General features: G+C 44.7%; 21 protein-coding genes. 16 read left to right on the plus strand and 5 right to left on the minus strand.

Translation table 11 applies throughout. From position 1 onward, the window contains the following. The first annotated feature begins 100 nt into the window (after positions 1 to 100). Together CBX98_RS16970 and CBX98_RS16975 are read left to right on the plus strand one after the other, a co-directional pair. Positions 101 to 511 carry a hypothetical protein gene (locus CBX98_RS16970; RefSeq protein ID WP_053807869.1) on the plus strand — a complete coding sequence of 137 codons (411 nt, stop codon included), beginning with the start codon at positions 101 to 103 and terminating at the stop codon, positions 509 to 511. A gap of 223 nt (positions 512 to 734) precedes the next feature. Beyond that, entirely contained in the window at positions 735 to 1838 is a 1104-nt protein-coding gene (locus CBX98_RS16975) for an alpha/beta hydrolase (protein ID WP_109169821.1), read from the plus strand. Between the two features lie 113 nt (positions 1839 to 1951). Here CBX98_RS16975 and CBX98_RS16980 read toward each other — a convergent pair whose 3' ends face one another. After that, positions 1952 to 3088, minus strand: a complete 1137-nt coding sequence (locus CBX98_RS16980; RefSeq protein ID WP_109169822.1) for a multidrug effflux MFS transporter — start codon at positions 3086 to 3088, stop codon at positions 1952 to 1954. A gap of 99 nt (positions 3089 to 3187) precedes the next feature. On the opposite strand from CBX98_RS16980, the gene CBX98_RS16985 reads away from it, so the two are divergent. Further along, complete coding sequence (locus CBX98_RS16985; protein WP_109169823.1) at positions 3188 to 3961, plus strand: helix-turn-helix transcriptional regulator; 774 nt, start codon at positions 3188 to 3190, stop codon at positions 3959 to 3961. Positions 3962 to 4054: 93 nt separating this feature from the next. Here the strand turns inward: CBX98_RS16985 and CBX98_RS16990 are convergent, their stop codons facing one another. Beyond that, positions 4055 to 4963 carry a LysR family transcriptional regulator gene (locus tag CBX98_RS16990; RefSeq protein ID WP_109169969.1) on the minus strand — a complete coding sequence of 303 codons (909 nt, stop codon included), beginning with the start codon at positions 4961 to 4963 and terminating at the stop codon, positions 4055 to 4057. A 135-nt stretch (positions 4964 to 5098) separates the two neighbouring features. Here CBX98_RS16990 and CBX98_RS16995 point away from each other — a divergent pair, with 135 nt between their 5' ends. From CBX98_RS16995 to mnhG, 9 genes are all read left to right on the plus strand, one after another. Continuing rightward, positions 5099 to 5818 carry an SDR family oxidoreductase gene (locus tag CBX98_RS16995; RefSeq protein ID WP_006741073.1) on the plus strand — a complete coding sequence of 240 codons (720 nt, stop codon included), beginning with the start codon at positions 5099 to 5101 and terminating at the stop codon, positions 5816 to 5818. Between the two features lie 396 nt (positions 5819 to 6214). Next, the gene (locus CBX98_RS17000) at positions 6215 to 7150 is read left to right on the plus strand and encodes a universal stress protein (RefSeq protein WP_046875927.1); all 936 of its coding nucleotides are present in this window, start codon (positions 6215 to 6217) and stop codon (positions 7148 to 7150) included. A 110-nt stretch (positions 7151 to 7260) separates the two neighbouring features. Then, positions 7261 to 7452, plus strand: coding sequence for a hypothetical protein (locus CBX98_RS17005; RefSeq protein WP_005392611.1), 192 nt, complete (start codon positions 7261 to 7263; stop codon positions 7450 to 7452). Positions 7453 to 7618: 166 nt separating this feature from the next. Continuing rightward, the gene (mbhE, locus tag CBX98_RS17010) at positions 7619 to 10288 is read left to right on the plus strand and encodes a hydrogen gas-evolving membrane-bound hydrogenase subunit E (RefSeq protein WP_109169824.1); all 2670 of its coding nucleotides are present in this window, start codon (positions 7619 to 7621) and stop codon (positions 10286 to 10288) included. Further along, entirely contained in the window at positions 10288 to 10641 is a 354-nt protein-coding gene (locus tag CBX98_RS17015; protein WP_109169825.1) for a Na+/H+ antiporter subunit C, read from the plus strand. The genes mbhE and CBX98_RS17015 overlap by 1 nt, the downstream gene beginning before the upstream one ends. Beyond that, positions 10638 to 12134: a Na+/H+ antiporter subunit D gene (locus CBX98_RS17020; RefSeq protein ID WP_109169826.1), complete on the plus strand. Its 1497-nt coding sequence runs from the start codon at positions 10638 to 10640 to the stop codon at positions 12132 to 12134. Before CBX98_RS17015 ends, CBX98_RS17020 begins: the two co-directional genes overlap by 4 nt. Further along, complete coding sequence (locus CBX98_RS17025) at positions 12131 to 12607, plus strand: Na+/H+ antiporter subunit E (RefSeq protein WP_109169827.1); 477 nt, start codon at positions 12131 to 12133, stop codon at positions 12605 to 12607. Before CBX98_RS17020 ends, CBX98_RS17025 begins: the two co-directional genes overlap by 4 nt. Continuing rightward, entirely contained in the window at positions 12600 to 12878 is a 279-nt protein-coding gene (locus CBX98_RS17030) for a cation:proton antiporter (protein ID WP_005392606.1), read from the plus strand. The genes CBX98_RS17025 and CBX98_RS17030 overlap by 8 nt, the downstream gene beginning before the upstream one ends. After that, positions 12878 to 13171 carry a monovalent cation/H(+) antiporter subunit G gene (gene mnhG / locus CBX98_RS17035; RefSeq protein ID WP_109169828.1) on the plus strand — a complete coding sequence of 98 codons (294 nt, stop codon included), beginning with the start codon at positions 12878 to 12880 and terminating at the stop codon, positions 13169 to 13171. The genes CBX98_RS17030 and mnhG overlap by 1 nt, the downstream gene beginning before the upstream one ends. Positions 13172 to 13196: 25 nt before the next feature. Here the strand turns inward: mnhG and CBX98_RS17040 are convergent, their stop codons facing one another. From CBX98_RS17040 to CBX98_RS17050, 3 genes are all read right to left on the minus strand, one after another. Then, the gene (locus tag CBX98_RS17040) at positions 13197 to 15203 is read right to left on the minus strand and encodes an acetoacetate--CoA ligase (protein ID WP_109169829.1); all 2007 of its coding nucleotides are present in this window, start codon (positions 15201 to 15203) and stop codon (positions 13197 to 13199) included. Positions 15204 to 15290: 87 nt separating this feature from the next. Further along, on the minus strand, positions 15291 to 16217 hold the full coding sequence (locus tag CBX98_RS17045; RefSeq protein WP_109169830.1) for an FAD-binding protein: 927 nt from the start codon (positions 16215 to 16217) through the stop codon (positions 15291 to 15293). Then, complete coding sequence (locus tag CBX98_RS17050; RefSeq protein WP_005386149.1) at positions 16214 to 16966, minus strand: electron transfer flavoprotein subunit beta/FixA family protein; 753 nt, start codon at positions 16964 to 16966, stop codon at positions 16214 to 16216. Before CBX98_RS17050 ends, CBX98_RS17045 begins: the two co-directional genes overlap by 4 nt. A gap of 156 nt (positions 16967 to 17122) precedes the next feature. Between CBX98_RS17050 and CBX98_RS17055 the strand changes: the two genes are divergently transcribed. The 4 genes from CBX98_RS17055 (at position 17123) to CBX98_RS17075 (ending at position 22647) form a co-directional block, all read left to right on the plus strand. Then, positions 17123 to 18760, plus strand: coding sequence for an electron transfer flavoprotein-ubiquinone oxidoreductase (locus CBX98_RS17055; RefSeq protein ID WP_109169831.1), 1638 nt, complete (start codon positions 17123 to 17125; stop codon positions 18758 to 18760). A 241-nt stretch (positions 18761 to 19001) separates the two neighbouring features. Further along, entirely contained in the window at positions 19002 to 19802 is an 801-nt protein-coding gene (locus CBX98_RS17065) for an ABC transporter ATP-binding protein (RefSeq protein ID WP_005392600.1), read from the plus strand. Next, the gene (locus CBX98_RS17070) at positions 19802 to 21754 is read left to right on the plus strand and encodes a long-chain fatty acid--CoA ligase (protein WP_109169832.1); all 1953 of its coding nucleotides are present in this window, start codon (positions 19802 to 19804) and stop codon (positions 21752 to 21754) included. The genes CBX98_RS17065 and CBX98_RS17070 overlap by 1 nt, the downstream gene beginning before the upstream one ends. Continuing rightward, a complete protein-coding gene (locus CBX98_RS17075; protein WP_005392598.1) occupies positions 21754 to 22647 on the plus strand; it encodes a branched-chain amino acid ABC transporter permease in 894 nt (297 codons plus the stop codon). The genes CBX98_RS17070 and CBX98_RS17075 overlap by 1 nt, the downstream gene beginning before the upstream one ends. The last annotated feature ends 6 nt before the right edge of the window (positions 22648 to 22653 follow it).

Below are 22653 nucleotides of genomic sequence, written 5' to 3' on the forward strand. Positions count from 1 at the left end.
AAAAAGCGCCGAAAGGCGCTTTTTATTTTCTTTAAAATAAAGTATGGTCTCCCTCCTTTTAAAATGATAAGTGTTGAATAATTCTACAGTGGTTAGGTAAATGAATAAAATAACTAAACTCGCTTTGGCTTTGTCCGTATTGACATCTGTTGTTGGGTGTCAACTGGTGTCAAATACGCCGATGCAATCGACAGCAACGAAGGAAATAATTGAAAAAGCAAAGGCAGAGTTTGATGGACAACGTTTTTATAAGTTGAATGAATATGATCAAGAAATCAACGTTTCAGATGACGGGGTCATTACCTTCAAGTCTTACTTACCACGCAGCGGCGGCTATGAATGGGTACCAATTGTGATACGCGATACTAGTTTTCGTGTTTCTTGCGATTATTTCAGTGAATATGTTGAAGCTGGAATGGTTGTTCAGGTTCAGTTTGTAGGTAAACGCGGGCGCATTGAAAATTACGACAAGCAACGTTGTGAAGAGTTTGGTGAGCCAACATGGCAATAAGAGCTATAGATAATTAAAGCGCCGACAGGCGCTTTTTATTTACGCCTTAATTAACGTTAGAAGAGGTTTAGACCAATCTTCGGAAGATTAGGCAAGCAATGCGTAGTATCTGGTTAACGAAAAAATACGAAAGTTGCAACAATGTACGTGTCAGTAAAGTAGGAGCGATAAAGCCTCCGCGTACTGTACTCATCGTGTGTTACGTTAATTAGGAGTGCCTACCATGAAAAGCCAGAACGACAATCAAGCAAGTTACCAAGATGAACCTGATGAAGGTCGTCGCAATATGATGAAAATGACGGGTGCCAGCGTGGTTGCTATGGGAGTCGGATCGCTCTCAACGAGTTCCGTTCAAGCTGAGACGCAAATAAATCTTGGTGACACCTGGGATAAAACATTTACGAAAAGTAACCAAGTTCAACATCGCAAAGTGAGTTTTAAAAACCGTTATGGCATCACGTTGGCAGCGGATCTTTATCAACCTAAAAATAAAAGTGGCAAGCTTGCGGCTATCGTCATTAGTGGTCCATTTGGCGCTGTGAAAGAGCAGTCTTCAGGGTTATATGCTCAAACATTAGCCGAGCGAGGCTTCATTACTTTGGCGTTTGATCCGTCGTATACCGGAGAGAGTGGTGGTGAACCAAGAAACGTTGCATCACCTGATATCAATACAGAGGACTTTAGCGCAGCTGTGGACTTTATTGGCCTACAGAAAGACGTTGATCGTCAGAAAATTGGTGTGATAGGCATATGTGGTTGGGGCGGCATGGCGTTAAACGCAGTTGCTACAGATAAACGCGTCAAAGCAGTCGCAACCAGTACGATGTATGATATGACCCGTGTAATGTCTAAAGGCTATAACGACAGTATGACGTTTGAACAGCGCACGCAAACGTTAGAGCAGCTAAGCCTGCAACGATGGGAAGATGCCGAAAATGGAACGCCTACTTACGGGCCAGTATCGCTTGAGTTAGTTGGAGGTGAGCCCCAATTTGTTGTTGAGTATGCAGCCTATTACAAGTCTCCTGAACGAGGCTTTCATCCACGAGCGATTAACTCAAATGCAGCATGGACACTCACAACGCCGCTGTCGTTTATGAATATGCCAATTCTGACCTACATTGAAGAGATATCTCCACGCCCAGTGTTGTTCATTCATGGCGAAAAGGCGCACTCTCGCTATTTCAGTGAAACGGCGTATGAAGCGGCGGCAGAGCCTAAAGAATTGATGGTCATTCCAAATGCGAATCATACGGATCTATACGATCAATTGGATGTGATCCCATTTGATAAATTAGAGAGCTTCTTTAAGGTTAATTTAGTTTAGATCGCACTCTAGAAGACAACTGAGGAGCGGTTACTATTGTGCTCCTCAGTTCCTATTGATTGAAAAATTCTCTAGATTCTCGGTGAACCATTACGGAGAGTATTTCATTATTGTCACAAGTCGGTATGAACTTGTTTTGTAGAAAACGCCAATAAAATTGCTAAACAGCTACATGCTAGTAGAACGACACCTAAGTTTTGTGCTGTTCCAGCCATCGCTAATCCCGTCCCGATCATGATGTAGTACATGAGCCCAAATAAAGCGCCTGCGCTACCTACCTGTTGTTTATAATCAACGAGTGCGTCACTGAGTATATTGGGTATCGCAATCCCATACGACATGACGACTAACATCATTGGAGCAACAAACCAGATTGATTGGCTCAGAATCAACACACCGACTGATCCCAAACTAAGCAATACTGCTGAGAGCCAAAGTAGTTGGCTTTTTCGAACATTTTTAGACACTAGGGATTTGTTTAAATAACTCCCAAGCAGAGTGCCTAACCCCAGTACCATGCCACTGTATCCAAATTGTTCGGAGTTATACCCAAGTGCTGAGAAAGTAAATGCGCCAAGCTGGTAATAAGAAAATAGAGCAATGTTATACAAAGCAACCAGTAATCCTGAGCGCCAAATTCGCGCGTCTCTTACCATTTTCCAGCTAAGTTGATGCAACCGCACTGGTGTGTGTCCCTTCTGTGTTTCAGGAAGCTTAATAACGTTATAAGCGAGCAATACTAGCGCGATTAAAAATAAGGCAAAAAACACATAACGATATCCACCAAGCCCTGTAAGCTGTCCGCCTAATAGCATGCCTACTACCGGGCTGATTGATATACCCATCCCCATTAAGCTGAAGACTTTACTCAGTTCTTGACCGTCAAACGCGTCACGAAGCATGGTCTGTGTGACAACGGAACCTACCGCGATACCAAATGCGCTCAGGGCTCGCGCAGCCATGACAACAGCAAAACTCTCGGTTTGAGTTGCGAGTAAAGACGCAAAACCATAGATAAAGAGCCCAATTAACATGGTAGGCCTTCTTCCCAGTTTATCTGCGAGCACTCCCCAAACAACGACGCCAATGGCAAACGCTAGGAAGTAAATCGACAGTGTTTGTGCTGCTTGTGCGTGGTTTACATCAAATGATAGAGCGATTGAGCTCAACGCTGGGCTATAGATGGTTTCTACAATTTGCGGAAACATCAACATAACCAGCATGAGCCATAAAGAGGGCTTAGTATTCATATTGTTACCCATTGTTAATGAAGTTGGCGGGCAGTATAAATGAGGCTATGATTGAGCCAATAACAACATAAAAACCAAATACATCAATATTCGGACAAAATGGCACTTATTGACGAAGAAACACAGTTTGACGCAGACAAAATTTCTAATTGTGTAGTGGGAATTGCTGCGGATATTGGCAAGCACGACTCGGGTATGCATCAGCACAAGAAAGGGCAATTGTTGTACGCACCTCAAGGTTGTATGAGTTTTGCTCTGAAGGACTCGATTTGTATTCTGCCCCCGACAAAGGCGGTTTGGATCCCACCTAATACGCCGCATCGCGCACTGATGACGAATGTGGTTGCGTATCGATCTTTGTATTTTGATTGTGAGGTGTTTGCGTGTCCGAGTAAGATCACGATGATAGAAGTGAATAATTTACTCCAAGCCCTCATTGATAAAATGTCATTTTGGGAGTGGGATAAGCCTAACAGCGAGATGCTAAATACGACAGCACTCTTCTGGGAGGAGTTTTATGCTGCGAAACGTTATTCGTTTCAGTTGCCTTTGCCATCACATCGGCGCTTAACAACATTTCGCAGGGAGTTGGTTGAACCTTCATTTCTCGCTCCTTCGCTTACTACTCTTGCAAGCAAAGTGGGGGCAAGTACCAAGACGGTAACACGATTATTTAAGTCGGAAACGGGTATGAATTATCAAGATTGGCGTCAACAGTGGAGGCTCTTAAAAGCAGTTGAATTGTTATCTACGGGAATGCAAGTCAGCGCCGTTGCTGATTGGCTGGAGTTTTCGTCAGACAGTGCTTTTATTGCATTTTTCAAAAAGCAAACTGGGCAAACACCGCTAATGTTTATGAAAACTAGACCTTAAAACATCACGATGCTTACGTATTTCTTTAGTACAAATTTGGGCTCTATAGATTCCGTATATATTGGTTCACATAGGGAAATTCTATCGAGCACTTTACTTGTGCTTACTCGGCAGTTGACGAAAATATTGAGTAGCAAAATCAACAAAGGCTCGGATGCGTTTTGGTTGATGTCGGTCGTGATGGTAAAGGAGTGAAAACTCCACACTCGGAATGCTCCAGTCGGTAAACACTTCTTTTAGCTTGCCTGTCTGGAGTTCTTGTTGGCAATAAAGTGCTGGTACACGGATGATACCATTTCCCGCCAACGCTGCTTTTATCATTACTCTGCCACTCTTACATCGTAACTGTCCACGTATCTGGTGTTCCGTTGACTGCTTTGTATTTGTGTTCTCGAATGCCCAGCGTGTCACACTACCTGTCAAACAAATGTGTTTTTCTAAGTCTTTTGGATGCGAAGGATAGCCATGTGTTTCTAAATAACTTGGGCTTGCGTACGTCCCCATTTCCACATCAATCAGTTTGCGAGCGATAAAGTTGGAGTCGTCTAACTTTCCCATTCGAAAAGCGATGTCGAATTCATCCGCGATTAAATCGACACGATGGCTGCTAAAATCTAAGTTAATGTTCACTTGTGGGTGTTGGATTAGAAACTGAGCAACGATATCTGCGACAACGTCTTCCCCTAAATACCCCCCCACGCAGTTGATACGAATTTCGCCTCTTAATTCTTCTACATCATCAACCACTGCCATAACAGCTTGATCAATATTGTGAAGGGCGGTTTCACACTGTTTATACAGAACCTTGCCTGCTTCGGTGACCTTCAGTGTTCGAGTGGTTCTTTGTAGCAAAGTGGCACCAATCTGTTGTTCCAGATTTGTTATTTGACGTGAAACGTGTGAGCGAGAAACGCCAAGTTGCTCTGCTGCTTTCGTGAAGTTTCCTAGTTGAGCGATTAGGACGAAAGAGCGGATATCCGCAAGGTTGATGTGTGTTTGCATGATGACTTCTGCGTAATTCAAAAAAGTATTGTTGCAGTATAACAACAGTGTTTCAACTAGGTCGGTATATATCAACAAACTAAGTTTTCTTAAACTTATCGCCATTGAGGTAAACCGTTCTATTAAGGATTCAAAATGAAAAAGTTAATTGTTATTACAGGCGCTAGTTCAGGCATTGGTGAAGCGATTGCACGTCATTTCAGCGAACAGGGCCATGCTCTTCTTTTGTTAGCAAGACGTGTAGAACGTTTAGAAGCATTAAACTTGCCAAATGCGCTTTGTGAAAAGGTAGATGTGATCGATAAAGCTTCTTTTGAAGCGGCAATTGAGAAAGCTGAAGCGTTGTATGGTCCGGTAGATGCACTTGTAAATAACGCAGGCGTTATGCTTCTAGGCCAGATAGATACTCAGGACGCATCGGAGTGGAAGCGCATGTTTGATGTGAACGTACTTGGCTTGCTAAATGGCATGCAGTCCGTTTTAGCACCGATGAAAGCGCGTAACAGTGGTACGATCATTAATATCAGCTCTATTGCGGGCAAGAAAACATTTCCTGATCATGCCGCTTACTGTGGTACCAAATTTGCGGTTCATGCGATTTCTGAAAACGTACGTGAAGAAGTCGCATCATCGAATGTTCGTGTTACGACTATTGCACCTGGCGCAGTGGAAACTGAATTACTTTCACATACTACGTCTCAAGATATTAAAGATGGCTATGATGCTTGGAAAGAGGATATGGGGGGCGTGTTGGCAGCCGACGATATTGCACGAGCAGTGCTGTTTGCTTATCAGCAACCGCAAGGTGTATGTGTTCGCGAAATTGCTTTGGCACCAACAAAACAGCAACCTTAACATTAATTTACAGCGACTTCTGGATCATTAGGGCTGTGAATATTTGCACACTGATTCGTGATTGATATGGCATCTTTCAACTAAGTCGTATGAAAATTTAGGTTACCCATTTAAGTCCGTAGCCTAAGTGTGTTATTGCTTATACCCAAGTTACTCAAGGTGAGAAAAAACTTTGAGTAATTTGGGTTTTTATTTGGTCTCAATTTTTAGTATGTAGCTCTATTGGGGTCAGCGGGCCACAGTCGTAAAGAAAAGGAGAAGGTGACGTAAAGCAAAATGAAGCAATATCCATAGCTTAATGAGAATTGATTTCATCAACGTCACAAGCCGTTACAATTATCCGTTAGGTATTATACTTTGTGGGTGGTTAATATTTAACCAAACAAGGAGGTGTGTATGAAACGATTCGCGAACATACTTTTTGCAACACAAGGATTGCCTGGTCATAGTGAGGCGCTCGAACAAGCGATGAGGATCGCATCCAGCAACAAAGTGCCTGTTTCAGGGCTAATTGCGTGCCCCGACTTCCCCGCGGATATGCTCCAGTATCAGCAAAGTTATGAGCAATCGCTACAAGACTCCCTCAAACAAAGCATTCAGGAATACAGACAGAAGCTCGATCTTTCTGAAGATGATCTGGCATTTCCTCTTACTGTGAAAAGCAGTGAAAAACCCGCTGTCTGTATTATTAAAGAAGCATTAGCTGACAACAAAGATCTTATCATCAAAGAAGCTGAACCACTCGGTGAAGGCGCTGAAGGCTTCAAAGCCATTGATATGACACTGTTACGCAAATGTCCTTGTCCATTATGGTTACACCGACCGATTGATAAGCCGAGAGACAAACGCCGTGTGGCTGTTGCTATAGATCCGTTAACGGCGAGCGATGAACAGCACTCATTAGCGGTGCGTTTACTTGAATTATCTCGTTCAATAGCCGACACCTGTGACAGTCGTTTACATGTGATTTCTTGCTGGGAATATTACTTAGAGAATTACCTACATGACAATGCTTGGATTCAAGTCGACGATGCTGAGTTGAAACATGAACTCGACAAAGCAAAAGCCGATCATAAACAAGCTCTACAACAACTGCTGGAAGAGTCGGGGATTACGGGTGAAATTGTGATTCATCATTTACACGGAAAGCCTGATGAAAAAATCCCGGATTACGTAGAAAGCATAGAAGTGGACGTTCTAGTCATGGGTACCTTAGCGAGAACTGGGATATCTGGCTACGTCATTGGTAATACGGCTGAAAACATTTTGCAATCTATAAACTGTAGTTTGGTCGCTCTTAAGCCCGATGGTTTTGTATCGCCGATTCAGTAATTGGTGTGTAACAAACCTAGGTTTAAGTGGTTGTTTTAGGTAAAGGAGGGAGACGGAGTTCTAGAACATGGAATTATCAGTGTATCAATAAGTTATCAGAGGAGAGTGACATGAAAAACCTATGCCCGAAATGCCACACAGAAATGATAGAACGTTCGAACGTTTATGTTTGTCCGAGAAATGATATCGGTGACTGCACCTACGATGCGTTCGAGTTAACTGATGACGATAATCCATACACATTCAGTCGAGAACACGTAAGTAGTGATCTACGTTCTTACACCGTAGCGGACAGCAAGTAGCTGTTTGTATTAACGTTCCTTTAAGTAGCATTCAGTGATTGCTGTTTGCTACTTATCCCTTGGTTTTATGATCTTTTTTGAAATACTTGGGCTAAAACAATCAAGTGGAGCTTTTTATCTTTGCGCCAAATAGGGCGAACTTTCTTATAAAAATGAATGGGCTGCGATGTTGAATAGCATAACGGGTAAAGAAAACCTGCCGAAAAATCCCGATAATCAGTTGGTCTTACTGATTTTCCCTGTGCTGCCAATTTTAATCTTCTCTTTTCTTTTTTACATCTACACACCCGCAGGCGTAAGCTGGAATGCGGAATGGATACCTGGCCTCGATATTAACTTCAGCTTTAGGTTAGATGGTCTGTCATTCCTTTTTGCCGGGCTGATCAGCGGGATTGGCGCACTGATCCAAATATACGCTTTGGCTTACTTACGAGAGAGTGATAGCCGATTTTCCTTTCATTTATACCTAACCCTATTCATGCTTGCCATGCTAGGGATTGTGATGAGCGATAACATCCTATTGTTGTTCGTTTTCTGGGAACTCACCACCATCACTTCTTACTTACTGATTGGTTTTAATCACGAAAACAAAACGTCACGAAAAAATGCACTGCAGTCGTTGATCGTTACAGGTGCTGGTGGATTAGCGTTGTTAGCTGGCCTTATCTTGTTGGGAGCGATGGCAGGGAGTTATGAGCTACATACGATCATCGCTCAGGCGGACACTATTGCGCAGCATGAATGGTTTATCCCATCTCTAGTGCTCATACTACTTGGTGCATTTACTAAATCTGCGCAGTTCCCGTTTCATTTTTGGCTACCTAACGCGATGGCAGCGCCCACTCCAGTCAGTGCGTATTTACACTCGGCAACAATGGTAAAGGCGGGCATTTACTTGTTAGCGCGTTTATCGCCAGTTTATGCTCATAGCGAGGTTTGGTTTTATGCCCTAGTGATCACAGGGAGTATCACCGCCGTTTGGTGCACGTTTGTCGCATTAAAACAAACTGACTTGAAGCTGATGCTAGCCTACAGCACGAATGTTGCTTTGGGTAAATTAACATTATTACTAGGTATGGGCACAGATTTGGCCGTGAGTGCAGTATTGATGTTTATTCTCGCTCACTCTTTCTATAAAGCAGCGCTGTTTATGGTGGTGGGCAATATCGACAAAGCGACAGGAACACGAGATATTGATCAACTGTACGGCTTGAAGTCAGTGCTCGTCATCAGCATGGTTGCGGGGAGTTTGGCTGCATTGTCTAAAGCGGGATTCCCGCCGTTGTTAGGCTTTTTGAGCAAAGAATACATGTACAAATCCGCAGTAGAGCTCAATAACTGGATCGCCTTTGTACTTTTAATGGTCAATATATTGATGGTTGCGCTAACCATTATGCTTATTGCGAGACCATTCTTTGCTCGCCGTGATCTCGTGCCAATTGAAACGAAGCCAGTTGAGACAAAAAAAGCCATGTGGATCTCGCCTTTGCTCCTGGCACTTGGCAGTCTCATCGTTCCGTTAGTCGGTTTAAATTGGTTAGATCACCACATCATCTTTCCTGGCTCTGCTGACATTCTGCCTGCAGCCGATATTAAAGTGACATCATTATGGCATGGTGTGAATGTACCGCTGGTCCTAAGCGTTGTCACGCTAGTATTGGGGTATGTGGTGTACCGTGTTTATCCTACTGTGTCTGCATTTTTTCAGCGGTTACATCTATTCGTCCCCAAAGCGGAGAATGTTTTTGAACGACTATTAGATGACATGATGACACTGGCGCAGTGGCAAACGGCGCTGTTGCAGCAAAAGAAGTTGAGTCGTTATGTCCTGCTATTTTTCGCGGTACTCGCCGTCGCTTTACTTGGTCAGGTAGCATTTATTCCTCTGCCTTTGTTTGAACAGCTTTCAAACGTGGCTTTCTATGAGATTGGCATTGCCCTATTGCTGATTGGTGCAGCGATCGTATGTACGTTGTCTCACTCAAGGCTTCTTGCGATTTCTGCGCTAGGTATGATTGGTTTTATGACCACGCTTGTTTTTATGATCTACAGTGCTCCGGACGTCGCGAAGACTTTACTGTTAGTGGAAACATTAATGGTGGTCTTTTTAGCATTGTTAATGCGTCATATGCCGCGTTTAACCACCGTGCCCAAGCATTCAATAAAACGCAAATTGGCGAATGTTTGTATAGCGGGCGTGATAGGTGTTTCGATTACTTTCCTCTTGTTAGGAATCACGTCCCAGCCGATGGATTCATCGGTGTCTGAATTCTTTGCGGAAAATAGTGTCCCAGGCGGGCATGGTCGCAATATTGTCAACGTCATTCTCGTCGACTTTCGTGCGTTTGATACATTGGGAGAGGTTGTCGTCGTTGTCATTGCTGGGATTGCAGCAGTGAGCTTGCTTAAGACAAGAGCGAAAAAGCAAAACCGTATTCAATCATTAATTTTTGCAACCACGGCACATATCGTCGCGGCGCTCATGCTCGTGTTCTCAGTGTATCTGTTATTACGTGGTCATAACGAACCGGGTGGTGGCTTCATTGGTGCATTGATTGCCGTTATTGGCTTATCGCTTCTCATGTTCGCGGAATCACCGAAATACGTTCGTTCTAGATTGTATTTCAAGCCGTTTTTCATTGCGTTATTTGGCATCGCATTGAGCTTGATATCAGGAGCTTTGAGCTTTGCGTTTGATAAACCGTTTTTAACCGGGTTGTGGTGGAAAGATGTGATACCACTAGGTACGCCGTTGGTTTTTGATGTTGGTGTTTATCTTGCCGTTATAGGTGGCGTGATGGGGATGCTGCTTCGTATTAATGAGGAGCTAGAGTGATGGAAATAGTCTGGAGTGTTGTCGTTGGAGTATTTGTCGCCGCAGGCATTTACTTAATGCTAGAAAAACATATCTTGCGTCTTTTGTTCGGTATCATGTTACTCAGCAGTGCGGTTAACCTTGCTATTTTTACCGCGGGAAGGCTGACTCCTGGAGAGCCGCCACTGATTGGCGATAATGCTCTTTTGCCACCAGATGGCGCAGCAAACCCATTACCTCAAGCGCTAATTTTAACCGCGATAGTCATCGGTTTTGGGCTACTTATTTTTGCTTTAATGTTGTTCTATCGAGCTTATAAAGACTCTGGAACCGCAGACGTCGACGAAATGCAACGTTCTGAGGAGGGTCAATGAGTTCGATTTTGCTGACGCTACCTGTTGTTCTTTCATTGAGTACGGCGCTGACCATTTTCTTTGTACGTCGCTCAACAAAAAGTGCTGAGTGGTTAAGTGGCGCGAGTGCGATTTTGAACCTTGTTGTCACAGGCCTTCTCACAGAAAACATCATAAGTAATGGTATTCAAGCCGTTGCTTTTGGCCAGTGGCAAGCACCGTTTGGTATCGTCTTTGTCGCAGATTACTTCAGCGTTGCCATGGTGATGATTACGGCAGTGATTGGTGCGATATGTGTTTTCTATGCCATGGCGGACCTTCACCGAAAACCTTCCTATAGCAATTACCATGCGTTGACGCACGTGTTGCTTGCTGGTGTTTATGGCGCGTTCCTCACCGGAGATATTTTTAATCTGTATGTTTGGTTCGAGGTCATGCTCATCGCGTCATTTGGTTTAATGATATTAGATGCAACGAAAACTCAAATTGATGGGGCAGTGAAGTATGTGATGTTGAACCTGATTTCGACGCTAGTGTTCTTACTTGCCATCGGTTTGTTGTATGGCGCAACGGGCACCTTGAACTTGGCCGATCTCTATACCAAAGCGGGAGAGAGCGAACTGAGCATCAACATGATGTTGTCCGCCTTGTTTTTGTTTGCCTTTTCTATCAAAGCGGCACTCTTTCCTTTATTTGCTTGGTTGCCAGCTTCTTATCATACCTTACCAAGTGGTGTGGTTGCGCTGTTTGCTGCGTTGCTTACTAAAGTCGGCGTATACGCGTTAATACGAGTCTTCACATTAGTATTTCCGCTCGCCGAGAGTGGTTGGCAGCCGACGTTGATTTGGATTGCTGGCCTCACCATGTTAACGGGCGTTTTGGGGGCGGCAAGTCAATTCGACATTAAGAAAATTCTTTCTTTTCACATTATTAGCCAAATAGGCTACATGATAATGGGGTTGGCGATTTACACTCCTTTAGCTTTGGCTGGCGCTATTTTCTACATTGTTCATCACATCATTGTAAAAGCAAATTTGTTCTTAATCGGTGGCTTTATTGAGCGCAAATATGGCTCTAGTCAACTTGAACATTTGGGCGGGGTATATAAAGCAATGCCTTGGTTAGCGTTCTTGTTTCTTGTCCCTGCGTTTTCTCTGGCAGGATTTCCGCCGCTCTCTGGTTTCTGGGGCAAATTCTTGGTGATCAAATCGAGTTTACAGGCTGAATATTACTGGTTAGCCGGTACCGCGCTATTGGTTGGGCTGCTTACCGTCTACTCGATGACGAAAATTTGGAGTGAGGCATTCTGGAAAAAGCCGGTTAGGGAGAAAACAGAACAGACTCTGCAAGTCAAAGTACATTGGTTGTATTTCGTTCCAATTGCCGTATTGACCATGTTCACGTTGATCATAGGCTTGGTGGCGGAGCCTTTTTATCAGTTTTCTGTTCAAGCCGCTGAACAACTGTTAAATCCGAATGAATACATTCGAGCGGTATTGGGAGGAAATTTATGATCTATCTATTCCTCAATCTTTTCTTAGCATTAGCATGGATGATGTTAAACGGCAGTTATTCGAGTTTGAATTTTATTGTCGGATTTACGGTCGGTTTTTTTGCCTTACGGTTGAGCCAACCATTTGGATTAAAAACCAGCTACTTTCGACGTTTTGCGTCGGCATTAAAGTTACTGGTGTACTTCGCTTATGAAATGATCATATCGGTTGCAAGAGTCGTGTGGGATGTTGTGACGCCAACGCATTTGAGCCAGCCAGATATCGTCTGTGTCCCTTTGGACGTCGATTCCGACCTTGAAATCACCTTACTTGCGAATATGGTTTCGTTAACACCGGGCACACTCAGTTTGGACGTTACGCCTGATAAAAAGCATCTTATCGTTCATGCCATGTTTGCTCCTGAGCATGAAGAAGTTATTCGTGGAATTAAAAACGGATTAGAGCATCGAATTTTGGAGGTGACGCGTGGATAGTTGGCTGCAAATAAGTGTCACTTTTGCCTATGCAGGGCTATTACTCAGTTTTGTTATGGCTTTCTTCCGTTTAATTTTAGGACCAACGCTGGCTGACCGAGTTGTGGCGTTAGATTTGATTTCATTTATCACCATCGGTTTTATTACGGTTTACACCTTAGACAGTGGTGAGGATGCCTTGTTAGATATCGCCATTACATTAGGTTTGGTCGCATTTCTTGGCACAATCGCATTTGCGCGTTTGATCGTTAAAAGGAAGGAGAAAGAATAATGGATGTGTTGATTGGGCTGTTTTTATGTTTAGGGACGTTATTGATTCTAAGCGCTAGTTTAGGTGTGTTGCGGTTGCCAGATTTATATACCCGAATGCATGCCGCAACCAAAGCCGGTACCGTCGGAGTTAGTTGCTTACTACTAGCAGTTGCCTTCTCAATTCCTGAAGTCACCGTGATCTCCCGAGTTATCGGTACGATGTTGTTTATCGTTCTCACGGCACCAATCGCCTCCCACCTGCTCGGAAGAGCAATGCGAGAGGTCGGCTACAAAATTTGGCGTAATGATTAAGTTTTTCTTGTTTAACCAATTGTCACTATTGATTAAGCTGGCTAATTTCTTCCAGCACTTCTGGGTTAGCAATGGCACCAATATTTTTTACAGCTTGCCCGTTCACCAATTGTTTCACGGCTAGTTCAACGAGTTTGCCTGATCGCGTTTTAGGAATATCACTGATAGCAAAAATTTGGCGTGGCACATGGCGTGGTGAACATTTTGTTTTTAGTGTTTCGCGAATTGAATCGGTGAGTTGTTGGGTTAACTCGACCTCGTGAGCGAGTTTTACTAGTAACCAGATTTCTTCAGACTGCTGGTTTAACTTGCCGACAGCGATGGAGTCTTCAACCTCGGGTAACGTGTTCACTTGCTGATAGATCTCGGCGGTGCCGATTCGTACGCCGCCTGGATTTAAGGTTGCGTCACTACGGCCATAAAAAATAAAGCCGCCATGTTCGGTTTGCATCACATCGTCGCCGTGGTGCCAGATATCGGTAAACTTGCTCCAATAAGCGTTGTGATAGCGTTCGCCGTTGTCGTGCCAAAACCCAATAGGGAAGTTAGGTAGTGAGTTATTGCAAGTCAGTTCGCCGCGTTGCTGTGTAATGGTTTTTCCCTCGTCGTCCAAAACACGCACGTCGATTCCAAGCCCTGAACCTTGGCATTCACCTTTGTAAACTAGTGAGATAGGGTTTCCAAGTACAAAGCATCCGCAAATATCCGTGCCGCCAGCGATAGAAGCGAGATGCAAGTCCTGCTTGATGTGCTGATAGACATAATTAAATTGTTCTGGGTAAAGCACCGAACCAGTTGAGCACAGAGTTTTGAGTGACTTCAGGTCATGTTCTGACTTGGGAGAGTAGCTCGCATGCTCCAGTGCCTCTAAGTATTTCGCTGACGTACCAAACAGTGACACGTTATGTTCTTCCGCTAATCGCCATAAGACGGAGTGATCAGGGTAAACCGGACTACCATCGTAAATCACTAAGGTAGCACCACTCGCAAGTGCTGAAACATGCCAGTTCCACATCATCCAGCCACATGTTGTGTAGTAGAAAACCTTGTCTTGTGGTTTGATATCGCAATGTAGTTGGTGTTCTTTGAGGTGATTGAGCAGGGTTCCGCCCACGGAATGAACAATACACTTTGGTTGCCCCGTTGTGCCAGAAGAATACAAAATGAATAACGGGTCATTAAACAGTGTTGATTGATATTGAACTGGTTTTGGAGAAAAGTGGTGAGTAATATCAGACCAATACACAAAGTCAGAAGTGCTAGCACTCTTAGCGTTTTGTATATATTCGATTTGGCATACGCTAATTGAAGGGCTTTCTGGTACGTTGCTTAACTTGCTGCTAAGAGTGATGTTTTTCTCTGCCATATCGAAAGCTTTGCCTCCGAACTGGTAGCCATCACAGCAAAAAAGAACTTTCGGCTTGACCTGGCCAAAACGCTCTACGACGCTATCGATACCAAAATCAGGCGAGGTTGAAGTCCAAATGGCACCAAGACTGGTGGTGGCCAGCATGGCAATAACGGTTTCTGGAAGGTAGGGCAAATAACCCGCAACGACATCGCCTTTGCCAACACCACAATTGAGTAGCCATTGCTGAACGACAGACACTTGTTCGAGCAACTGTGTACCAGTGAGCTGCCTGTGTTCACCGCGTTCATTAGTAAAAACGATAAACTCACGCTCAGGTGTTTGTTCGGCCTGAGATAGGAGGTTCTCTGCGTAGTTAAGCGTGGCGTCAGCAAACCATACAGTGTCCCTATTTACATGGCTCTGAGTAGAATCTGTCTGTGTCCACTTGGGAGCTCCAAGGCTTTTGACTTGCGAGCCAATATTTCCAATGACGTTACAGAAATGCCAGGTATGTCGCCAAAATTCGTCATTGTGGTCAATGGACCACTGGTGTAAAGACGTGTAATTATTGATTGAGATATCTTCGGTTTGGTGCGCATTAACCGTCTCGATAAATCGTAGCAAGTTGCTATTGCTGATGCGCTCAGCAGATGGTGACCAAATAGGTGCAGAATTTTGCATAGGTCCCTCTAATTTCAATTCTTTTTGAATATGACCAAAACAAAATAAAGGGGCGAATATAGCAGTGTTCGCCCCTTATCTGATTGTTTAAAGTTGTTCGGCAAGCTGAGGTAGTACCTCAAATAAATCACCAACCAATCCATAGTCGGCAACTTCAAAGATAGGAGATTCAGGATCTTTGTTGATCGCGACAATCACTTTGGACTCTTTCATTCCTGCAAGGTGTTGGATTGCTCCGGAGATCCCGACCGCAATATAAAGCTTAGGCGCAACGATTTTACCGGTTTGACCCACTTGTAAATCGTTGGCAACAAACCCGGCATCAACCGCCGCGCGAGAAGCGCCAATGGCAGCACCTAGTTTATCGGCAACTTGTTCGATCAACGCGAAGTTCTCTTTGCTACCGACCCCGCGTCCACCTGACACAACCACCTCTGCCGCGCTTAATTCAGGACGCTCTGACACGGTTTTATCGACAGAAACCAATTCAACCATTGGCTCTGAGATAGTGACCTGCTGATGCTCTCTATCAGCTTGATTGTGACAAGCAACCGGCTCAAACGCAGATGCTCGCACGGTGACGACGCGGACCTTGTCGCTGGTGGTCACTTTTGCAAATGCGTTTCCTGCGTAAATAGGGCGGATAAAAGTGTTTTCATCGATAACTTGGACAATATCGGAGATTTGCCCAACGCCGAACTTCGCTGCTATTCGCGGTGCAAGATCCTTCCCTTTTGATGATGAGCTAGCCCAGATTGCGTCAAAACCTTCAGCAATACTCACTACAATAGGTGCGATACTCTCGGCAAATTGATGCTTAAGTTGTTCATCATCGACACAAATTACATTTGATATACCATCAACCCGACAGGCTTGCTGAGCGACTTCTTCACACTGGTGGCCCACTACGATCAAAACATTGTCTTGGCTGACTTGTCTTGCTGCATTAACCACTTTGAGTGTGTCTGCATGTAATTGGTTATTGTCATGTTCCGCTATGATTAAGTTCTTCATGAAATCACCTTCGCTTCGTTACGCAGCTTATCGAGAAGCTCTGAGACAGATTCAACCTTGATGCCACCTTTTCTCTGCGCTGGTGGTGTGACTTCTTGAATAGTTTGGCTAAATACCACTTCAACACCCAGACTGTCAGGTGTGATTGTATCTAACGGCTTGCGCTTGGCTTTCATGATATTAGGCAAAGAGGCAAAACGCGGTTCATTCAGGCGTAAGTCAGTACTGATCACAGCAGGTAAGTTCATCGCGACCGTCATCAAGCCGCCATCCACTTCTCTCACGACCTGAACTTTTTGATCTTCTATCTTAACGTCGGAAGCGAAAGTTGCTTGAGGCCAGTCAAGTAGGGCTGCAAGCATCTGAGCCACTTGGTTGTTGTCCGTATCAATGGATTGTTTACCCGTAATCACAAGCTGTGCTTGTTCTTGCTCAACCAGAGCTTTGAGCAGCTTAGCGACGACCAATGGCTCTATTTTGTCTTCAGTATCGACATGAATAGCGCGATCAGCACCTAACGCAAGCGCAGTACGTAGTTGCTCCTGACATTGGCTACCGCCAGCACTGACAACGATGACTTCATCTGCAATACCTTGCTCTTTTAGTCGTACGGCTTCTTCAACGGCTATTTCGCAAAATGGATTAATCGTCATCTTGACGTTATTGGTTTCAACATCGCTATGGTCCGCTTTCACACGAACTTTAACGTAGGGATCAATGACCCTTTTGATTGGCACTAGTATTTTCACGTTAGATTCCTTTTTACAGTGAAGACTATGTGTTTACAGTGAAGACGATGTGATGACGTCTTTAAAATGATGTTAATTTACCTTTACGTTTGCGTCAACTTTAAATATATTGTTGCTTAACAAGTTGGCAACATGCAAAGAAAAAGGAATGCAATCATGGAAAGAGACTGCATGGAATTTGATGTTCTGATTGTAGGCGCTGGTCCCGCAGGTTTGTCTGCGGCATGCCGAATCAAACAATTAGCAGCAGAAAAAGAACAAGACCTCTCTGTTTGCGTGGTAGAAAAAGGCTCTGAAGTTGGAGCGCATATTTTATCGGGTGCGGTGTTTGAAACGCGCAGTTTGGATGAACTGTTTCCCGACTGGGAAGAGAAGGGCGCACCGCTCAATACCAAAGTAAACCAAGATAAAACCTACTATCTAGGCAATGAAATCAATGGTCATGAACTACCTTCTTGGGCGGTGCCTAATACGTTACATAACAAAGGTAATTACATAATAAGTTTGGGCAGTCTATGCCGATGGATGGCGTTGCAGGCTGAGAACTTAGGGGTGGAGATCTACCCAGGTTTTACCGCCAGTCAAGCGATCATCGGTGAAGATAGTCGTGTTTGTGGTGTGGTCACGGGAGACATGGGGTTAGACAAAAATGGTGAACAAAAAGGAAATTTCGAACCTGGTATTGAACTGCGCGCGAAGTTTACTTTATTTGCTGAAGGCGCGCGGGGTCATATTGGTAAGCAGTTGATTAACCGATTTAATCTTGATGAAGAGAAAACGCCTCAACATTACGCTATCGGTTTTAAAGAGCTGTGGGAAATCCCATCAGAGCAGCATCAGCAAGGTTTAGTAGTGCACGGATTAGGTTGGCCGTTATCAAACGAAGCCACAGGTGGCAGTTACCTCTACCATTTAGAGGGAAACCAAGTTGCCGTCGGGTTGATTGTTGACTTGAATTATAAGAATCCGCACTTGAGTCCATTCGATGAATTTCAGCGTTTTAAACATCACCCGTTGATTGAGCAATACCTCAAAAATGGTAAACGCATTAGTTATGGCGCAAGAGCGATCACCAAGGGCGGTTTCCATTCGCTTCCCACGCAACAGTTTGCTGGTGGCTTGTTGATTGGCTGTGATGCAGGAACGATTAACGGCGCTAAAATCAAAGGCACGCACACCGCAATGAAATCTGGCATGCTTGCCGCTGAAGCAGTATGTGAAGCCCTTGAGAGTCAGTCTGTTACTGCTGATTATCAAAAGCATTTCAAACAGTCTTGGCTGTATGAAGAGCTTTATCAAGCACGTAACTTCTCAAGTGGCATTCACCGCTTTGGATCCTGGCTGGGCGGTGGCTTAGCGCTGCTGGAACATAACGTGTTAAAAGGTAAAGCTAAGTGGCATATCCGCTGTAATAAGCCCGATCACCAGTCTCTGTTATTGGCGGAAAACAGTGATGAAATTGTCTATCCGAAGCCTGATGGCGTGTTAAGTTTCGATCGCCTTTCTTCTGTTTATCTATCCAATATCTTCCATGAGGAAGATCAGCCGTGCCACTTACGTTTGGCGAACCAGCGCATTCCCATCGAGCAGAATCTTGAGTTATATGCAGAGCCAGCACAGCGCTATTGCCCGGCTGGCGTTTATGAAATCGTACAGGGGGATCAGCAGCCAGAGCTGCAAATAAATGCGGCGAACTGTATCCACTGTAAGACCTGCGACATCAAAGATCCAAGTCAAAATATTACCTGGACACCGCCGGAAGGTGGTGGTGGCCCTAACTATCCGAATATGTAGTCGTCTGAGAATAATTTTTATTAACAATTTATTTACTTAAAGTTTGCGTTAGTTCAAATCTTTCTCGATGAACTCGATTGCAACTTAATCTTTCAAGCACTATTCTGATTTTAAATTGACGTTTACGTAAACTGAATACAAAGTTGATGCATAGGTGTAAAAGCGGTTACCAGTATCAAAGTTAGGTTTGATCAAATAGTGCTCAATGGAACGCACTTAAATAACGAAAGGGAGATCAACTATGGTATCGGAATCGCCTCTGTTGCAGGTAAACGATATTTCATTGGCTTTTGGTGGGGTGAAAGCTCTAACTGACGTGAGCTTCCATGTGAATGAAAAGGAAATCTTTTCAATCATTGGTCCAAACGGTGCAGGTAAAACCTCAATGCTCAATTGCATCTCTGGTCGATACACACCAAACAAAGGCTCTGTAATCTTCGCTGGAGATGATGTAACCAAACGAACACCTAGCCAACGAGCTGAGTTAGGGTTGGGAAGAACCTTCCAAAACTTAGCGCTCTTTTCTCATATGTCGGTACTCGACAACATTATGGTTGGCCGACATCACCTACTAAAAAACAACTTCGTCACGGGGCCACTGTATTGGTTCTCTAACGCACAGAAAGAAGAGATGGCGCACCGCAAGTACGTGGAAGACGTGATCGATTTTCTAGAAATCCAGCACATTCGCAAAGCCACCGCTGGCACACTTTCTTACGGTTTACGTAAACGTGTAGAACTTGCTCGTGCCATTGCCTTAAAACCTAAGTTGTTGCTGCTTGATGAACCGATGGCAGGCATGAACTTGGAAGAAAAGGAAGACATGGCGCGTTACATCATGGATTTAAACGAAGAGTTAGACATCACCATCATCATGATCGAGCACGATATGGGCGTGGTGATGGATATCTCTAACCGCGTATTGGTGTTGGATTTTGGTAAACACATTGCTATGGGCGAGCCAGAAGAAGTGATGGCCAACCCGCATGTGAAACAAGCGTACTTAGGCGAAGAGCTACCGACATTAGAGGAGAGTGCATAATGGCACAGCAACATAATGATTGGGCAGATATAACCCGCTTAGATACCTTTCCAAAAGTATTGCAGCACAACGCCAAGCACTGGCCCGAGCAAGTCGCAATGCGTGAAAAGGAGTTTGGTATTTGGCGAGAGTTCACTTGGCAAGATTATGAAAACCGAGTGAAGTGGATGGCGCTCGCACTCAAAGACTTAGGTGTTGGTGAGCAAGACGTTGTTGGTTTGCTGGGTGATAACCGCCCGGAATGGGTATGGGGCGAGTTGGCTGCCCATGCGATTAAAGGCTTCTCGCTGGGCATCTATCAAGATTCCATGCACGAAGAAGTGGCGTACCTCATCAATTATGCCAAAGCAAAAGTCGTGGTTGCGGAAGATGAGGAGCAATGCGATAAGCTACTTGAGCTCGGTGATGAGATCCCAAGCGTAGAATTCATTATCTATTGTGACCCGCGTGGAATGCGCAAGTACGACGACCCACGACTGATTGATGTTGAGCAGGTCTATAAAAAAGGTCAACTGATCGACAAAGCGGATCCCGATAAATATCTCAATATGGTTGAGACAACCAAAGGCAGCGATCTTTCGATTCTTTGTACCACGTCGGGTACGACTTCCAAACCAAAGTTGGCTCAGCTACACAGCGGCACTTTCTTAGATCACTGTGCGGCTTATCTGCGTGCCGACCCGCGCTCCCCAGGCGACAATTATGTTTCTGTTCTGCCTTTGCCTTGGATTATGGAGCAGGTGTATGTGGTTGGTCAGGCGTTGATTTCGCGTCAAATCGTCAACTTCGTGGAAGAACAAGAAACCATGATGTCTGACTTGCGCGAAATTGGCCCGAACTTCGTGCTGCTTGCGCCGCGAGTGTGGGAAAACATTGTGGCAGACGTGTCTGCACGAATGATGGATTCCACACCGTTTAAGCAGAAGATGTACAAACTGGGCATGAGCTTAGCGAATAAAGCGTTGGAGCAGGGTAAACGTTCAAAACTCGCTGAATGGATTTTGCTACGTGCTCTGCGTGACCGCTTAGGTTTCTCGAATCTAGCATCTGCTGCGACGGGTGGTGCGGCGATGGGACCGGATACTTTCCGTTATCTGCAAGCGATCGGCGTACCACTCAAGCAGCTTTACGGTCAAACCGAAATGTGTGGCGCATACACTGTGCACCAAGCGGATGATGTGGATTACGATTCCGTTGGTGTTGCGTTTGATAATGCAGATGTGAAAGTCATCAACCCGGACAGCAATGGCGTTGGTGAAATCATCGCGAAAAGTACAGGCATGTTTACTGGCTACTTAAACAACCAAGCAGCATATGATGAAGATGTTCAAGATGGTTGGATGCACACAGGCGATGCGGGCTATTTTAAAGACTCTGGCCACTTGGTGGTGATTGATCGTCTGAAAGATATGTCGGAAACCAGCCATGGCGACCGCTACTCTCCGCAGTTCATTGAAAACAAACTCAAGTTCTCGCCGTTTATTGCAGAAGCCGTAGTGGTGGGCAAAGGTCGACCTTGGCTATCCGCCATCATCTGTATTCGCTACGCGATTGTTGCGAAGTGGGCAGAGCAGCGAGGCTTAGCATTCACTAACTACACCAACTTATCTGCTCAACCAGAAGTGTATCAAGCCATTCGTGAAGAAGTACTGAAAGTGAACGAATCCCTACCTGATGCACAGAAGATCAGCAAATTCATTTTACTTTACAAAGAGCTAGATGCCGACGATGGAGAGCTAACTCGCACACGTAAAGTACGCCGTGGTGTGGTTGCAGAGAAATACGGAGACATCATCGAAACCATCTACAGCGACGATCCAAAAGTCGATGTCGATACAGTGATCACTTATCAGGATGGCACCAAAACACGCATTCAAACGTCGCTAGTTATTGAAACGCTTATTGAACATGAGCCAACACTGGTGGATAGCGAACAACGGAGGATCGCATAGTGAATACGGATTTATTACTGCAACTCGTCATTAATGGCGTGATCGTTGGCATGTTGTATGGCGTGGTCGCCATGTGCTTTGTACTGATATACAAATCGACCCAGGTGGTCAACTTCGCTCAGGGTGAGTTCTTGCTGATTGGCGCGTGGGTATGTTGGGCGGCGCTTGTTCATCTGCAACTGCCATTTTTTATCGGCTTTTTACTCACGCTCGCGTTCATGATGGTGTTCGGTATTGCGGTGCAAACCATTGTGCTCAGGCCGTTAATTGGTGAACCGATTATCTCTGTGATCATGGTGACCATCGGTCTGTCTATGTTCTTCCAAGCATTGATGAAATGGATATTTGGTGTCTCAGCTGTGTCGTATCCGCAAGTGTTCGAAACAAATGTGGTGAATATCGGTGGTTTGAACGTTGAGTTCGCTTACATTCTGAGTTTGATCTTCTCGATGCTCATCATGGGCGCGTTCTACTGGTTCTTCAAATTCAGCAAAATGGGTCTGGCAATGCGCGCAACGGCATTTAACCAGCAAGTAGCCCAGAGTCTTGGCATTTCCATCAAGAAAGTGTTCGCCATTAGTTGGGCTATTTCGGCAATGGTATCTGCAACAGCAGGGATTGTTATCGGGATCGTAAACGGCGTATCTGACGCGCTATCCATCATCGGTATCAAAGTCTTCCCAGCCGTTATTTTAGGTGGCTTAGATTCTGTAGTCGGCGCAATTGTCGGTGGTATCACCATCGGGGTGCTAGAAAACTTGGCTGAGTTTTTTGATAGCCAATACCTGCAAGTGGGTAACTTATACAACATCGCACCATTCTATGTGCTGTTAATCATTCTTGCCTTCAAGCCATACGGCCTGTTTGGTACCAAAGATATCGAGCGTATTTAAGGAGAA

The organism is Vibrio sp. T9, assembly GCF_003123985.1.
GTDB classification, from domain to species: Bacteria; Pseudomonadota; Gammaproteobacteria; order Enterobacterales; family Vibrionaceae; genus Vibrio; species Vibrio diabolicus.

What these genes read in the sequence shown, in the direction of transcription:
- CBX98_RS16980 (WP_109169822.1), bottom strand. Translation starts at nt 3,088, where the DNA reads ATGAATACTAAGCCCTCTTTATGGCTCATGCTGGTTATGTTGATGTTT.
- CBX98_RS16990 (WP_109169969.1), bottom strand. Translation starts at nt 4,963, where the DNA reads ATGCAAACACACATCAACCTTGCGGATATCCGCTCTTTCGTCCTAATC.
- CBX98_RS16985 (WP_109169823.1), top strand. Translation starts at nt 3,188, where the DNA reads ATGGCACTTATTGACGAAGAAACACAGTTTGACGCAGACAAAATTTCT.
- CBX98_RS17055 (WP_109169831.1), top strand. Translation starts at nt 17,123, where the DNA reads ATGGAAAGAGACTGCATGGAATTTGATGTTCTGATTGTAGGCGCTGGT.
- CBX98_RS16975 (WP_109169821.1), top strand. Translation starts at nt 735, where the DNA reads ATGAAAAGCCAGAACGACAATCAAGCAAGTTACCAAGATGAACCTGAT.
- CBX98_RS17065 (WP_005392600.1), top strand. Translation starts at nt 19,002, where the DNA reads ATGGTATCGGAATCGCCTCTGTTGCAGGTAAACGATATTTCATTGGCT.
- mnhG (WP_109169828.1), top strand. Translation starts at nt 12,878, where the DNA reads ATGGATGTGTTGATTGGGCTGTTTTTATGTTTAGGGACGTTATTGATT.
- CBX98_RS17015 (WP_109169825.1), top strand. Translation starts at nt 10,288, where the DNA reads ATGGAAATAGTCTGGAGTGTTGTCGTTGGAGTATTTGTCGCCGCAGGC.
- CBX98_RS17070 (WP_109169832.1), top strand. Translation starts at nt 19,802, where the DNA reads ATGGCACAGCAACATAATGATTGGGCAGATATAACCCGCTTAGATACC.
- CBX98_RS16970 (WP_053807869.1), top strand. Translation starts at nt 101, where the DNA reads ATGAATAAAATAACTAAACTCGCTTTGGCTTTGTCCGTATTGACATCT.
- CBX98_RS17045 (WP_109169830.1), bottom strand. Translation starts at nt 16,217, where the DNA reads ATGAAGAACTTAATCATAGCGGAACATGACAATAACCAATTACATGCA.
- CBX98_RS17020 (WP_109169826.1), top strand. Translation starts at nt 10,638, where the DNA reads ATGAGTTCGATTTTGCTGACGCTACCTGTTGTTCTTTCATTGAGTACG.
- CBX98_RS16995 (WP_006741073.1), top strand. Translation starts at nt 5,099, where the DNA reads ATGAAAAAGTTAATTGTTATTACAGGCGCTAGTTCAGGCATTGGTGAA.
- CBX98_RS17005 (WP_005392611.1), top strand. Translation starts at nt 7,261, where the DNA reads ATGAAAAACCTATGCCCGAAATGCCACACAGAAATGATAGAACGTTCG.
- CBX98_RS17025 (WP_109169827.1), top strand. Translation starts at nt 12,131, where the DNA reads ATGATCTATCTATTCCTCAATCTTTTCTTAGCATTAGCATGGATGATG.
- mbhE (WP_109169824.1), top strand. Translation starts at nt 7,619, where the DNA reads ATGTTGAATAGCATAACGGGTAAAGAAAACCTGCCGAAAAATCCCGAT.
- CBX98_RS17000 (WP_046875927.1), top strand. Translation starts at nt 6,215, where the DNA reads ATGAAACGATTCGCGAACATACTTTTTGCAACACAAGGATTGCCTGGT.
- CBX98_RS17040 (WP_109169829.1), bottom strand. Translation starts at nt 15,203, where the DNA reads ATGCAAAATTCTGCACCTATTTGGTCACCATCTGCTGAGCGCATCAGC.